At 48.7% G+C, this 15,147-nt stretch carries 11 protein-coding genes; 8 read left to right on the top strand and 3 right to left on the bottom strand.

Features of this window, described 5'->3' with window-relative positions; translation table 11 throughout:
* Positions 1 to 470: 470 nt before the first annotated feature.
* From CWB98_RS00890 to CWB98_RS00865, 7 genes are all read left to right on the top strand, one after another.
* Positions 471 to 1,592, top strand: a complete 1,122-nt coding sequence (locus tag CWB98_RS00890; RefSeq protein ID WP_138543107.1) for a heme-binding protein — start codon at positions 471 to 473, stop codon at positions 1,590 to 1,592.
* 930 nt (positions 1,593 to 2,522) lie between these two features.
* Positions 2,523 to 2,744, top strand: a complete 222-nt coding sequence (locus CWB98_RS00885) for a hypothetical protein (protein WP_138543106.1) — start codon at positions 2,523 to 2,525, stop codon at positions 2,742 to 2,744.
* A 93-nt stretch (positions 2,745 to 2,837) separates the two neighbouring features.
* Positions 2,838 to 5,270, top strand: a complete 2,433-nt coding sequence (locus tag CWB98_RS00880; RefSeq protein WP_138543105.1) for a TOMM precursor leader peptide-binding protein — start codon at positions 2,838 to 2,840, stop codon at positions 5,268 to 5,270.
* 14 nt (positions 5,271 to 5,284) lie between these two features.
* A complete protein-coding gene (locus CWB98_RS00875; RefSeq protein ID WP_138543104.1) occupies positions 5,285 to 6,256 on the top strand; it encodes a Gfo/Idh/MocA family oxidoreductase in 972 nt (323 codons plus the stop codon).
* A gap of 714 nt (positions 6,257 to 6,970) precedes the next feature.
* The gene (locus CWB98_RS00870) at positions 6,971 to 8,791 is read left to right on the top strand and encodes a phosphatidylinositol-specific phospholipase C domain-containing protein (protein ID WP_249364568.1); all 1,821 of its coding nucleotides are present in this window, start codon (positions 6,971 to 6,973) and stop codon (positions 8,789 to 8,791) included.
* Complete coding sequence (locus tag CWB98_RS24330) at positions 8,731 to 9,135, top strand: hypothetical protein (RefSeq protein ID WP_249364567.1); 405 nt, start codon at positions 8,731 to 8,733, stop codon at positions 9,133 to 9,135. Before CWB98_RS00870 ends, CWB98_RS24330 begins: the two co-directional genes overlap by 61 nt.
* Positions 9,136 to 9,511: 376 nt before the next feature.
* Complete coding sequence (locus CWB98_RS00865) at positions 9,512 to 10,390, top strand: hypothetical protein (RefSeq protein WP_138543103.1); 879 nt, start codon at positions 9,512 to 9,514, stop codon at positions 10,388 to 10,390.
* 274 nt (positions 10,391 to 10,664) lie between these two features.
* Here the strand turns inward: CWB98_RS00865 and CWB98_RS00860 are convergent, their stop codons facing one another.
* From CWB98_RS00860 to CWB98_RS00850, 3 genes are all read right to left on the bottom strand, one after another.
* A complete protein-coding gene (locus CWB98_RS00860; RefSeq protein WP_138543102.1) occupies positions 10,665 to 11,714 on the bottom strand; it encodes a Kelch repeat-containing protein in 1,050 nt (349 codons plus the stop codon).
* Positions 11,715 to 11,845: 131 nt separating this feature from the next.
* Positions 11,846 to 12,892, bottom strand: a complete 1,047-nt coding sequence (locus tag CWB98_RS00855; RefSeq protein WP_138543101.1) for a methionine synthase — start codon at positions 12,890 to 12,892, stop codon at positions 11,846 to 11,848.
* Positions 12,893 to 12,921: 29 nt separating this feature from the next.
* Positions 12,922 to 13,896 carry a DUF1852 domain-containing protein gene (locus CWB98_RS00850; protein WP_138543100.1) on the bottom strand — a complete coding sequence of 325 codons (975 nt, stop codon included), beginning with the start codon at positions 13,894 to 13,896 and terminating at the stop codon, positions 12,922 to 12,924.
* A gap of 435 nt (positions 13,897 to 14,331) precedes the next feature.
* Here CWB98_RS00850 and CWB98_RS00845 point away from each other — a divergent pair, with 435 nt between their 5' ends.
* Complete coding sequence (locus CWB98_RS00845; RefSeq protein ID WP_138543099.1) at positions 14,332 to 15,141, top strand: sulfite exporter TauE/SafE family protein; 810 nt, start codon at positions 14,332 to 14,334, stop codon at positions 15,139 to 15,141.
* The last annotated feature ends 6 nt before the right edge of the window (positions 15,142 to 15,147 follow it).

Below are 15,147 nucleotides of genomic sequence, written 5' to 3'. Positions count from 1 at the left end.
TTCAATAGAGCTCAGAAAATGTGCGTCAAAGAATACACAACCCTGTGACAGCAGCCCTTGCGAGTGCCAATTTAATCTGGCCGCTACAAGCCATCTTAACTTTAAAAGACTCTGACGGTGAAAAAGAGTTCAAATACCAACCACGAGTTATCGCAGGCTAGTAGATCCCGGCTCGCACGCGTTCGGGATGACGGTGGGGTTGGGGAGGTTCGACGTGCACAGAATACTTCGGCGCTGTATGTTGGCAGATCCCAGCTTAACAGAGAGCTTATGTATTTAAATAAGCATCTAGAAAGTAAGCACTTACATTAAGTGTTCCATTTAATCAAAGCAACTCAGTTTATACATCCGCTCTAAACGTTATTTTTGTGTAATAGCATGTAATAATATTTCGAAAATCTTGCTGATACACTCAAAGACTGTTGAAAAATTAATCTACCGATAATTTTACACAGCAAGGAAAGTACACCATGAGTAAGCAAGACCCCATTGCGCAATTACAAGTTGAAATCGCGCAGCTTCAATCAGCATTTGAAGATCTCAACAAACACTGTTCTACAACCAATTCGCACGGTGCCATATTACGCTGCGCCTCGTGCATCCCACAGCAGTTTAGTCACTGCACAAACAAGCCCACTAACCCACAACAGCCGAATTTTGTGCCGGATTTTAATGTGCCGCTCATCGCTGACGGTGGTGGCAACCAAGACTGTGAGATCCTGGAAAAACTCGGGCCATTAGCCGGGTTAATCGGGACTTGGGTCAGTACCCGGTACGGGGGATTTAATGTTATGCCCATACCGCAAGATAACGCCCCAAATGGGTTTATCTTAAAAAACATGTCCTACTACGAGGTCATGACGTTTAGCGCGATCCAGGGCAAAGTGGCCAATCGGGCGGGTAACTACGAGCAAGATTCCTACACCATTTTTTATTCTCAACGGGTATTTTTTGCCGATGGTCCGCAAAAAGATGAGCTGGTACATGCTGAAAACGGCAGCTGGTCACATCTGATCATCGCTCCTCAGGGACAAGGTACCCTGAACAAACAACCCTGGGTGCCGGATACCCCCAACCCGCTCCCGGTGCAAGCGCCAGACCGGACGCTCGTAAAACAGGTGTCTATACCGCATGGCAACTCGATTTTAGCATTGGGAGGTCACGATTGCTTTAGAGGCGCGCCCAGCATTCCTGTTGCCAATGCCCTGCCTGCAGCTGGCGGCGCAAGTTTTAAAGCCCCTTACGGTACCGATATTCCTGAAAACCCCAATGTTAACCCCAACATTGTGCTGCAGGTTGCCTTAGACAGCCTTTATCAACAAGGCATAGGTGTGATCGACACCACTGTGCTGAATGTCGATACACAGGCCGATGGCGATATCGCTAACACGCCCTTTATGCAAGCGCATTCTAATGTGCCTCGGTTCAAAAACACTATGTGGTTAGAGCGACTATCCAATGGCCAGAATATGCTGCAATACACGCAGGATATTTCGCTGGACTTTAGCCTCGCAAGCGGCAAAGACCCCAGCAAACGCAGCCGCTATACGTTTCCACACATAACGGCCAATACGCTATTTAAAGTGCAATAGATACCCTATTGCAATGTGATGAATGTGTCTTTTAAAGACATGCTGTTTGCCACTGATAACACGCATGGGGCAAGCAACAAACCTAGGTTGTTGTTGGTATGCGATACCAAATAACACAATAAACTTAACTTAAGGAAAGTACGATGAGCGAACAAGCTATCAAAGAACTTCAGTTACAGGTAACTGAGCTCACCTCAAAAGTCAAAGCACTAGAGGCACGCTGTAACCCGTCTGGCATTGCAGACTGTGCTGTCTGCTACTACTGCACACCGTGTGCGCCCTGTGCCGCACCAACCGTCTTATGTGCTCCGTGTACAATCACACTCTGTGCAACCTGCGCACCTGTTGGTACCAGCTATCAGCCGCTGGGCCCACCAACCCCCTGTGTTGCCTGCGTACAATGTGAGTCAACCCATAAATGCGTAACCTGTGACCCTGTCACTAACTGTGTCACGTGTTATCCATGTATCGTGACTTTCTGCGTACAGTGTCAACCGGGCCAGACTCTGCAATGTCAGCAATGCGCCCCTGTCACTCAGTGCGATACTTGCTACCCTTGTATTGTTAACTTCTGTCAGCAATGTGCCCCGGTCACGCAATGCGTCTATTGCTATCCATGTACCCTTTGCCAGCAGTGCGAGTCTGTCACTAAGTGTGATACTTGTTACCCCTGTATTGTGACTTTCTGTGTCATGTGCCAGCCGGGTCAAAACGGCCAATGCCAGCAATGTACCATCACCAAATGCGAAACCTGTTATCCGTGTATCGTGAACTTCTGCCAGCAGTGTCAGCCAGTTAGTAAATGTGACACCTGTTATCCGTGCACCGTGAATTTTTGTGCTTTATGTCAAACGGAACAGAAGGTGCTTTGCCAGCAGTGCGCACATATCACCAAATGTGACACCTGCTACCCTTGCGTCGTGAACTTCTGTGCGCAATGTTATCAGTGTGCATCTCAATGTGTGCAGTGTGCTTATCAATGCGCTCAGTGCACTTACCAATGTGTGCAGTGTGCTCATCAATGTCTTCAGTGCACCCACCATTGTGTGCAATGTGCTCATCAATGCGTTCAATGCGCCCACCAGTGTGTGCAGTGTGCTCATCAATGCGTTCAATGCGCCCACCAATGTGTGCAGTGTTACCAATGTGTAACTTGCACACCATGCAGTACCGGCGGCTAGCACGCGGTTATTGACACTCCCCGCTTTGTGCGGGGAGTGTCTTCTGAAATTGGATGTTTAATTTATGAAAAAGCTAAGATTAACCCCGGCTGCAAGCATTAATCCCAACAGTAACGGTGTGTTATTAAGTTCAGATTTGGGAGACTTTCAGGTTCACGGTCGGGATACCTCAGACTTTGTTGAAAAGATCCTGCCACTACTACAGGGCGAGCTGACGCAGGCTGAAATTTGCACCCGCTTACCTGAATATGCCGATTCGAGTATTGAGGCTGTGCTGCAACTGCTTAGCCAGTATGGTTTGTTAGAAGAAGTCTCTGAACAACTCGAGTTTAAGCCGCCCGGTATAGTACAAACGCGCTTTTTACGGCCCTGGCAGCAAACTAACCAGCAACCTCATAGCCAAAGTCAGGTGTACTCCCTTGATCCCTGCCGGGTACTCGTCGTCGGCCTCGAGCCCTGGGCAGTGACACTACTGGAAGAGCTGGGCACAGCGGGAGTCGGCCATATTCATTTATTAGATAAAGAAACTATCACCAGTGACGACTTAACATGCCACCGCTTTCTTACCCCACAAGATATTGGCAAACCCAGAGCTCAGGTGTTTAAAGCGGCCCTGCAACAGCGCAACCCCTGGATGCAGATCAGCCACTCAACGCTCACCAGCGAGCACCCACACTTAGGCAGCCCTTCAAGTGACTGGGATTTGGCCATTGTCACTTTCAGTAAAGATGCACATTTTTGGTCACACACAGTCTCTGAATATGTGCATCAACACAAGATTAAAACCCTCTATGGTCACCTGAATGGTCTGGAGAGCTGGATTGGTCCGGTGGTCAATGCAGACGACGCTCACTCAGGCTCATGCTGGAACTGTTTGCGGCTCAGAAAGCTGGGCACAGAACAACATGGCGAGCTGGCGCACGAATTAGAAAAAAGCCATAAAAAGAATCGCGATGGCCGTGCCCGCAGCATGCTCACACCTATGTCTGCCATCACGGGCCAACAGCTTGCCATGGAGGCACTAAAAATTCTTTGGGGCTATAGCGAAAGCGAACTGGTATCGCGTGTCATGGTGCAAAACCTGGTTACGCACCAGGCTGAAAAACATGCCATTATCCCTATTCCCTGGTGTGAGGTATGTGGGTTTGATCATAGCCATGCAACCACCCATGCGTTATCCATGCACCGCGATAGCCACTCTGCTGACAATCCTCTTAATCAGCTCCGGGATGTTGAGCAATTTAAATCGCTATTTGAAGGCTGGGTGGACCCGGTAACTGGGATAGTCCGCCAGCTCACGGGGCATGCGCCACATTTACCTGACTTCCCAATCACCGCATCTGCCGGGGTCTCCTCGTTTACCGAGGGCGAGTTTGACCCAAGAGCCGCAGGCCAGGTCGGATCCGGTAAAGGGTTAGATACGATTTCAGCACATATCAGTGCGGTTGGTGAGGCACTGGAGCGCTACTCAGCGGCCAGATACCAATTGAGTGATTGTAAATATGCCTCAATTAGCCAGTTAAACGGTGACTATGTCGACCCGGATACTTTGGTGCTGTATTCCAATAAGCAATACAGCACCCCCAATTTCCCGTTTCACAAATGGCACAGAAAACAAAAAATACACTGGTGTCGCGGCAGCTGGCTGGCAACCAATGACCCAGTCTGGGTGCCGGCGTTGGTCAGCTATTTTAACTTTGCCTGTCCTTATAAAGAGCAATTTAGTCAGGTGTCGTCAAACGGGCTCGCAGCTGGTCAAAACAATGATGATGCTGCGCTCAGAGCCTGTTATGAACTCATTGAGCGCGACGCCATGATGCTCACCTGGTATGCACAACAGCCCTGCGAACGGCTCAGTTATGAGGCACTTAACCGTGGCAAAATGCGCTTAATGATTGAGGAGTTAACTGAACTTGGCATTGAGCTTGAGTGTTACTTGCTGGATGTGGGATTACACGTACCCACAGTTGTATGTCTGGCACTGGGAGACGGCTATCGCACTCCTGCTGCCTCTGTGGCCCTGGCCACGCATGGTGATATCAAAGTGGCTATGCGCAAAGCGCTGCTGGAGCAAGGCCATGTGATGCCTTATCTGTGCCAGTTGATGCGCTCAGGGCAAAAAATCCCTCAGCAGGTCAGTGAGGTAACCGGCCTGGAAGATCACGCGGCTTATTATTTTAGTAACAGCAAACTTGCTGCCTTTGACTTTATGCGCCGACCAATCAGCGAGGCGAAAACGCTGGAAGACTGGCCGTATGAAGTGATCACACACGTGAGCCAACTCAAACAACGCCTGGATGAAGCAGGCGTAGAAATCGCTATTGTAGATGTTACTTCACCCGATATGGCACTCAGCCCGTTCAGGGTTGCGCGTGCCATCGGTGTCAACATGCAGCCCATCCACTTTGGTGAGCAGTTTAAACGGGTAGACAACCCTAGGCTGCGCAAGTTACTGCAAGGACGTCCGGTTAATAAAGAACCACATCCAATTGCTTAGAAAAGGACAATATTATGAAAGTACTCGTTTGTGGTACCCACTACGGTTCCACCTATATTCGCGCTTTAACCCAATTTCCACAAGACAGCTTCACCTGTGTGGGTGTCCTGTCAAAAGGCAGTGAACATTCTCAGCAGATTGCACAGCAACTGGGCGTGCCCTATTACACGGATGTTGCCACAGTACCGGCTGATTCCATTGATATCGCATGTGTCGCAGTATCGGGCGACGCTGGCCAGGCCATCGTATTATCTCTGTTAAAGCAAGGCGTCTCCGTGTTATGTGAGCACCCCGTTGACCAGGCATTTGTACAAAAAGCACTGGCACTTGCCGAGCAGCATCAGGTGTATTTTCACGTCAATGGTCACTTTGCCGACCTCTACGCCCCCCAGGCATTTTTACAATCAATCCTGAGCGCGTATCAGCAAGGATTTAGCTGTATGCATTATGCCATGGGCGCTAATTTAAGAACGCTTTATTCTGCGCTGGATCTGTTGGGCCGTGCACTCGGTGGGTTTGCAGGACTCGAGGTCATCAAATACGGCGGCGAGCCTATGGCGTTTCAGCCGGTTATGCTCAAAACCGACAACCTCACAATCTCGCTCTTGTGCCAGAACTTTTCGTCCGCTGAGGATGACGGCAGCGCGACTTTTTTAAACCATCAGTGCTCTGCGCTATTTCCGCATGGCACCTTAACACTCAGTGAAACCACCGGCCCGTTAAGCTGGTTTCCTTCCAGCCAAAGCCTGCCAGTTGAGACCTGGCGAACCTATATGCCTGTTGAGCTTGCGCCCATGGACAAACAACAGCTCATGGGCCACAGAGATCAGTGCAACCTTGCCGCCATTGCGACATTAGCAGCCACAGTACAAGGCGAAACACAGCCGGTATACCAGCAGCCAGATTATTTATTAGCCCTGAGCGGGTTGTGGCAGGCTGTGCTAATGGAATTACAGCCCCGGGCCAAAGACGACTGCGCCGCATAATTATGTGCTTTCCATCGGGTGCATTTAGCGCCTGGTGGAAAATAAAAGTCGAATTTCAATTTAGAGTATATCTGAGGGATTTGGGTGATTCGCCATGAATTACCTCTCTGTGAGAGCAAGATACCGCTGCATTGCATGCTCGCACGCGTCCGGGATGGCAGTGGGGTTGGTTGGGTTCGTGACCGGAAGGAGCCACAGTATTGCTGGTTAATAGATCCCGGCTCGCACGCGTCCGGGACGACAGCAGGGTTGGTTAGGTCCGCGACCAGAAGAAGCCGCAGAATTGCTGGTTAATAGATCCCGGCCCGCACGCGTCCGGGATGACGGTTAAGTTCGACGTTAGCAGGACATAATAGTGCTGTAGGCTGGCAAGCTGCCGGATAATGAAGAGGTTTGTCGAGTTCGTAATAGCAGCAAAATACCGAGCTGCATATTAGTAATTTCCCCGTTCTCATGCCTTCATTTCTACTACAGTTTTTGAAATACATTCCGTTTACTTTTTCCATAAAACTACCCGCGTACCAAGGTTAGGTCTTTTTCTCACTACAAAAAGAGGCTGGAAATACTCAAACCAATCACAATTAGAGCTAAAACTCTCATCTTCACACTTATTGCACTTTTGAAGCCTATATTTGCCGCGGTTGCTCGTACGGGGTGCGTAAACGGCACTCTGATTAAGGACCAGCTTCACACTAAAAGGAGAGGATTTTTACCATGAAACTAAGCAATACACTGGCGTTGCTGCTGGCAGGTGCAGTCGCGGCATCTGGCGCATCGTTTACGGTGCATGCCGCAATAGATACCGATGATGAGAAAGTCACCCGCCTGGATCTGCAAGGGCAGATAGATAACTTTGCACCTTTTTCTAAAACTCTGTGGGCCGGGGCGCACAATGCCTATGCCTCACATGCCTGGAGCAAAGGTACGTATACCGATGTGAATCAGTACTATTCCCCCAAAAGTCTGCTAAAACGCGGCATACGGGTGATGGAATTTGATATTTACCCGGAAGGCACCTTTGATTCAACCCCTATGCTGTGCCACAACTCGCTGGAAAATAAAGCCATTTGTTCAAGCTTTCATGCAAAGCTGTCGGAAGGGTTAGACGACATTAAAGACTTTCTGAAAGACAACCCGGACGAAGTGGTGTTACTGAAAATCGAATCGTACAAACATAACGACCATAAAAACTGGCACAACAAAATTGGCGAGCGCCTGCAAAAAGACATCGGTGATTATTTGCTGATGCCCTCTGACTGGGGCTATGCCGATAAAAGCTGTGCCTCTTTGCCGGTGTCGCACCTCACCAAACGCGACATTCTGGCAGCGGGTAAGCAGCTGGTCGCGGTGGTGCAAACACCCAGGGATCACAGCAACCTGTGTTCCTATCACAGCAGTGGCAGTTACTCTAAATTCTGGAATACCGTATTTATCGGCGTCGATGCCTTCGATGCCAGTGGCAATCTGCAAAGCAATCAACCGTTTTGCCAGAACGGCAGCAATGAGTGTATGAACGGCGATCAGACCGCGCATTATCTGGCCAACAACATGACAGTGATCATTGATGGCGCGACGCAGCTTAATCCGGATGGTCCCAGTTCAAGTAAAACTGGCAGCAATGTGATCAGCAAGTGGGCCAACAAAGGCGCGCAAATTCTCGAACTTGCGCTGGTCGAGGCCAATAACACCAGCGCTGCCAGCGGCTATGGTGCCAATGAAGTCCAGATTGAAGACTTTATCTGGTCGTGGAAATCGAACCGGCCCAATGGTTCGGGTGACTGTGCCAGCCTCGAAAGTGATGCCGCTATTGTCGACAAGGCTTGCTCCACCTATCAGTACCACGCCTGTGTGGATGACAATCGTAACTGGAAGCTGACCACCAGCAAGGGCAGCTGGGAGATGGGGTTTGCGAATTGTCAGAGTTTGGGCGGCAGCTATACCTTTGCGATGCCGTTCAATGCCTATGAGCATGTGCAACTACAAAACACCATAGGTGCCAGTGCAGAGCACCACTGGGTGAACTATTACAAGGCGTTCGATGATTTCTGGCTGTCTAACGCGGATGAGCATATCGACTGGCAGTACGTCAAAAATACTGCGGTGGGTTCGACCAATAAAGGCGATGGCTTTAACGATATTGCCTTATTAAAACGTAAAGCCCTGGTGGGCGGCACCTTTAATCTCAGCTCAGTGCGGGTTCGCTCAAACAATCGGGTAGATGGTTTCCAGGCCTGTTACGAAACCAAACAGAGCCTGTCTCATGCCAGTGTGGGCACATCAGAAATGTGCGTTACCTACGGCGGAAACGGTGGTAGCTGGGGTGATAAACTCACCTTTGACAGCAGCAAGGGCGAGCACCTAAAAAGCCTGCAGATCTGTAAAGACGATGGCAAATATGGCTATGATACGGTGTATTATCTGAAGCTGACGTCCAGCAATGGCAGGTCAATCAAAGGCGGTACTTCGTCTGGCAGTTGTACAACCTACTCAGCCAGCAACTGTTTGCCTTTCATGGCACCGATAATAAAGAGCTGAACTCACTGGGCGTTTATCGCATTGCCAGTTCACAGGTTAACGGCGGGCTCTATGCCACTGACTGGCTTGACCGCGATGATCCTGCCAGTGGCGATAATGAGTTATTCAGTTCCCACCAGTCAGTGGGTAACATCGGCGCCAGTTGCAGCACCAGCGATGTTGCAGGGGTAATTGCACGGGTCAAAGGCAACAAGCTGGACTCAAGCCTGACCGGGCAAAACCTGGTCAATAACAGCTCTGGCTTTGCCTGCTGGAACTCCAGCAATGGCGGAAGCAGCAGTTACACCACCTGTGAAGACTACGAAGTAAGATACTTCTTCACCAAGGCCAGTTGTTTGCCTTAAACTGAAAATCAAATTCAACGTTCTTGCCCACTATATTAGAGCTGACTTATTCTTATTTGCCTTTTCTTTTAGTCAATCAGCTCTTTCATCGAAAATTTTTAGCCTTCCTACAACATTTACAGGTTTACAAAACCAGTCCAGAGGTTATATCACATTATAAATATTAACTTTCAATGAAGTAAATCCGCACGTCATTGAAGGCCAAATGCTGTTGATTGCAGAGGATTAGACACTCTCGAAGCTCATAAGCAATGCAACCTGTCGACTGAGTTTAAACATTTTCTACTCACGCAAAGCGCAATAATTGAAGACCTATTGACTATTATAGCAGTGAATATTAGATTAAAAATGTGTAAATTTTAGTAACGGAAAAACCATGCCAGCAAGAATATTTTACGATGGTAGAGAAAGTTGGGACGAAACGGTCAAAGGGCTGGTTCGTTGGCGAGGGATTGTCGCAGGCACATTTAGCAGCATAATTATTCCAACTTTGTTAATTTTCTTTTCTACAACAGGATCTCCGTGGTGGACAGATTCCCTAACATGGGAAACCGCTAAAGATGCAATGCTCAATGGAGCTATAATCTCACTAGCAATTGGATCAATTTGTTTCTTTGGCTTACTTTATTTAAGGAAGAGAACTATCAGATCATTAAATGTAAAGTACCTATCGCATCAAATTTCTCATAAAGTAAGAGACTGGCACATTCGATTGAACAAAAATCCAGATGATGTTTCGTTGAGTGGTGCATTAAATGATACCTGCAATACTTTACAAGATTTATTTAAAGAGCTAATACCTCAAAAAGATATCCAAGTAATCACACGAATCATATCGGAAAAAGATGGGGAGCTATACTACACAACAGTATCTAGAACAGAAGGCCTAAGCCCTTCAAGAGCAAAAACTTCTGAACCTATTTCTGCAAATTCAGGATTAGCTAGCTACCTGAGAGATCGCTCTGGAGGAAAAGGAGCAATCATTTGTTATGATATTGATAAATCAATTCAATTAAATATACTAACAAATACGCAAAACCACAAAAATTACCCTCAAGAAATAAAAAACTTAATGGCTGTTGGACTAAATGCTTGGGATGGAACAGATGAAAACATGCTAGGCATATTGTTTATAACATCAAAGAACATTAATGTATTCGGACCCAAACACATTGATTGTTTAGGCGGGGCTGCAGATATAATTGCAGGACTAGTATCTTCAATTATAATTAAGAAAGGCAATATGAGTGAGTAATTCTATATGGGACTATTTTCTTTTTCTAAAGCAAAACCAGAATCTTTTATCACAAATATAGATGATATAGATCATATAGATGATATAGATCACGTTCAACAAAATAGAGCGGTGTCCCTTGAGTTTGCTAAGGCAGCAACTAAAATTATTGAGAAGGAACAGTCACGATCGTCAAGGCGTGGAAGAAAGTGATTGTACAAAAAGCCAATTGACTCCATACCCAAGAGCACAAAGTAACTTTAAACGGGCACAACCTCTGACGTTTCCTACTTGGTTATTCACTTGCTTGTATCGACAGCGTCATGGTCGACGACAAGGTTTCCTGTGGCCCTACTTTGGCAGCGCCTCCGATAATATGCAGCTGCTCGTTAAACGAGACTGAACCATGACCATGGCGCGGTTGCGGCAAGCTGGGCAGTGCCTGCCATAGATCCGTTTGCGGATCGTATGCCCACACATCATCAAGGGCTTTACCTGCCTGCCAGTCCCCATTGGGGCCAAACACCTCGCCACCCGACACAATAATTTTGCCATCCAGCACACTGGCCGACAGCCCGGCCGATGCAACAGGTAAAGGTGCAATCGGTGACCAGCTATCCGTTTTGGTATTATAAACCTCGGCGTGGCTGAGGTTAACGCCCTCTTTGCCACTGGTGCGTCCGCCAATCACATAAATTTTATGACCAATCACCGCGCTGGCGGCGGAATTGCGCGCCACACTTGCCGACTTGACTTTACGCCAGTAGGCGTTGTTAACCAGCACATAGTGTGCGTCGGTATCCATGTTTTTACCGCTGTCCCGGCTGGGCGTTTTACCGCCAATCACATGAATGTTTTTGCCCACGCTGGCATACACAGATTCGGCAAGCGGTATGGGTAAAGACGGTGCGTTGCGCCAGCCCTGCATATTGCCATCGAGCCTGAAGACCGAGCGCTGGATTTGCCAGGCATCATCCTTAGCCCCCGTAAAACCACCGATGGCATACAAAAAATGCTGATTAGCGACCATACCCAGGTGATGCCGGGCTGCGGGCAAAGCAGGGGCTTTGGTCCAGCGCGCGTGGGCCGGGTGAAGTAAAAACACGTCAGTGGTGGGACCTAAATCAGAAAACGACGGGAGATCGGAAGGCGTAAAACCGCCCCCAACAAAAATACGCTTGTTAAAAACCGCAGGATACACTTCCTGCAGCGCAATAGGTAAGTCGGGCCCGGCCGACCAGCTAAATGGTGTCCGAGGCTCAACGTTTTGCTCTGCCCCAAGCGATCCCGATAGCAACACAGCTGTAATTACCATAAAGACCCGACTTGCAGAGAATAGGCGCATTCTAACTCCTTAAAATTCAATCAAACTATGATACGGTATTGCCAGGGCGCAAGATCAGTGTGCGCGTCATCCTATACAGTTACCGTAAAACATAATCGACATCAAATAAAAGAGCCAGCGTGCGAGCCTGACTAGGCGACTGGTCGCTGTGCGCTGAGAATTTCCTGACGCACAATTTCAGCCCCGGCACTGAGGGCATTTAATTTGCCCCGGGCCACTTCCCGTGCAAGCGGTGCCATGCCACAGTTAGTGCAGGGGTAAAGCTTATCGGCATCCACATATCTGAGGGCTTCTCTGAGTGTTGCTGCGACTTCTTCTGGCGTTTCTATCGTATCCGTCGCCACATCAATGGCACCGACCATGACCTTTTTGCCGCGCACCAGAGATAATAGCTCAACCGGCACCCGCGAGTTATGGCACTCCAGCGAGATAATATCTATGTTCGACTTTTGCAACTTAGGCAACACTTCCTCGTACTGACGCCACTGCGAACCCAAGGTTTTTTTCCAGTCAGTGTTGGCTTTAATGCCGTAGCCATAGCAAATGTGTACGGCCGTTTCGCACTTCAACCCTTCAATGGCACGCTCAAGGCAGGCTATGCCCCAGTCATTCACTTCATCAAAGAATACATTAAACGCCGGCTCATCAAACTGAATGATGTCAACACCGGCCGCCTCCAGCTCTTTGGCTTCCTGATTTAATACCTTGGCGAACTCCCAGGCCAGCTTTTCGCGGCTTTTGTAATGGTCGTCGTACAAGGTGTCTACCATGGTCATCGGACCGGGCAGCGCCCACTTAATAGGCTGCCTGGTTTGCTGGCGCAAAAACTTAGCGTCTGCAACAAACACCGGCTTCTGGCGGCTGATGGGGCCAACCACGGTTGGGACACTGGCATCGTACCGGTTGCGAATTTTAACCGTTTTACGGTTTTCAAAATCCACGCCGTCCAGGTGTTCAATAAAGGTGGTCACAAAGTGCTGACGGGTTTGCTCGCCATCGCTGACAATATCAACCCCTGCCTGCTGCTGTTCCTGCAACGACACGCGTAGTGCATCTTGTTTGCCGTCAACCAGTGCCTGTCCTTCAAGCTTCCAGGGCGACCAAAGCACCTCAGGTTGTGCCAGCCAGGCAGGTTTAGGCAAGCTGCCTGCAGTGGAGGTAGGTAAAAGTGTTTTCATAATTTCTGCCGCTTCTTTGTCGTTAACTATCAGGCGTAATTCGCCGACCACTGCTCAAGTACAGTCTGGTAAGGTTTGATAAAATGCTCATGGGCAAATTTACCCTGCTCCACCGCCAGCCTGCTACGCTCTTCACGGTCGTACACAATTTGCGTCAGTGAGTGATCCTGGTTTTTGAGGTTTGGCTGGTAGCGTCTGCCGGCCACTGCATTGGCGTTATAAATCTCCGGGCGATAGATTTTCTGGAACGTCTCCATCGTGCTGATGGTGCTGATCAGCTCCAGATTGGTGTAGTCATTCAGCAAGTCGCCAAAGAAGTAAAACGCCAGCGGGGCAACACTGTTTGGCGGCATAAAATAGCGCACCTGCAACCCCATTTTCTTAAAGTATTGCTCGGTCAGCGACGACTCATTTGGCTCATATTCAAAGCCCAGTACCGGATGCTGGTTTTCGGTTCTGACGTAGGTTTTGCTGTCCGACACACTCAGACAGATCACCGGTCGCTTTTTAAAGTTTTGTTGATAGGCACTGGAGTTCACAAAGTGCTTAAACAACTTGCCGTGCAATTCACCAAAGCCTTCGGGGATGCTGAACTGCGGTTTACCTTTATTGTGATCGAGCAGAACCACACTGAAATCGTAGTCGCGCACATAAGATGAAAAGTTGTTGCCGACGATGCCTTCGGTGCGTTCCCCGGTTTTATGGTCAATAATGTTGGTTTTCAGTACTTCGATAGAAGGAAAAGCTTCGCCGCTGCCCGCAATGTCAATGTCTACCGAGATGATCTCCAGCTCAATGGCATAACGGTCACCGTTTGGATTGTCCCAGTTCGCCAGTGCATTAAAACGGTTATCGATCATCTTTAATGCATTACGCAAGTTCGCCTGACGACTTTCCCCTCTGGCCAGGTTAGCAAAGTTGGTTGTGATCCGTGTATTGTCTGACGGACGATAATGCTCATCAAAAATGAGGCTTTTGACTGTAAAAGTAAACTCGTTGTTCATGGCGTTCTGGTATCCAATTTTCTTTATTTAACCCAAATGTACAGTGCTCTTCTTGGTGCAGCGCTTGCACTTAGCCATAATCAAGCAGGTCTGGCGTTGAGAGCACATACATTGTTACCCGGGCAAGCACTTGAAGAAAAACGGTTTAATTTCACCTAAAACTTGAGTTGTGTTCATGGTTGATACTCAGCTACGTTTTTTTGCCGGCCAGCCACAAGAAAAATTGCGCAAAACCACCTAGAAATTTAAACATCTAGACATCCAGATGTTTAAATTGAATTTCCTTCAACTAAAACGTGAGGAATATTCAAAGCTTATCTGAAAAGCCTGCGCCCGTATCTTGATATACTCCAGTGGAACGCGGCGAATCGATTGACTAACTGACAATCCCCTCGCCCTCTGTCTAACCCCGAATAATAAGATGAGACAAACACAATGAGTGACTTGTTGTTATTGATAATATGCTGCGCCGTGCTGGGCAGTGGTGTGGGCTTTCTGGCCGGGCTCCTTGGCATTGGCGGCGGGCTGGTAATTGTTCCGGTGCTGAGCAGTATCTTATTGTACTTTGCGGTGTTGCCTCCTGAGCAGGTGATTATCGCCGCCATTGCCACGTCTTTGGCCTCTATTTTGTTTACTTCGACCTCCTCGGCCATCGCTCACCACAAAAATGGTAATGTGCCCTGGGAGCTGGCTCCCTGGATCATGACGGGGGTGGCACTGGGCGCGCTGATCAGCGGCTTTTTAGCGGCTATGCTGCCGGAGCAAATCGTACGCTGGGTATTTGCCATCAGCGTAGTTCTGATTGCACTGAAGATGTTTTTTGGCAACAACAAGCCCACCGCTGACGAGCGTACTATGCCCAATAAAGGGGTGTTAACGGGGTTTACAACCTTCACTGGCGGGCTCTCAGCCATGATTGGTATCGGGGGAGGCGCACTGCTGGTGCCCCTGCTGACATTTTTCTCCATTGATATGAAAAAGGCGATTGGCTGTGCCTCTGCCTGTGGCATTGTGATTGCCCTGTTTGGCTCTGTCGGTTACGTCACGTCGGGCAGTGCACAGTTTGCGCTATCAGATGGGTTTGCCGGATTTGTCTACCTGCCCGCACTGCTGGGAATTGTCTGTACGTCCTGGTTTACCGCACCGCTGGGTGCAAAAGCGACTCATCATTTACCCGTCCCCACCATCAAGAAAATTTTTGCCGGGTTACTGGTGGTGGTTGCAGCCAATATGACACTTGCTTAACTCGCT

The sequence above is a fragment of the Pseudoalteromonas rubra genome (assembly GCF_005887115.1).
Classification (GTDB): Bacteria; Pseudomonadota; Gammaproteobacteria; order Enterobacterales; family Alteromonadaceae; genus Pseudoalteromonas; species Pseudoalteromonas rubra_F.
This window is presented reverse-complemented; position numbering and strand designations above follow the sequence as displayed.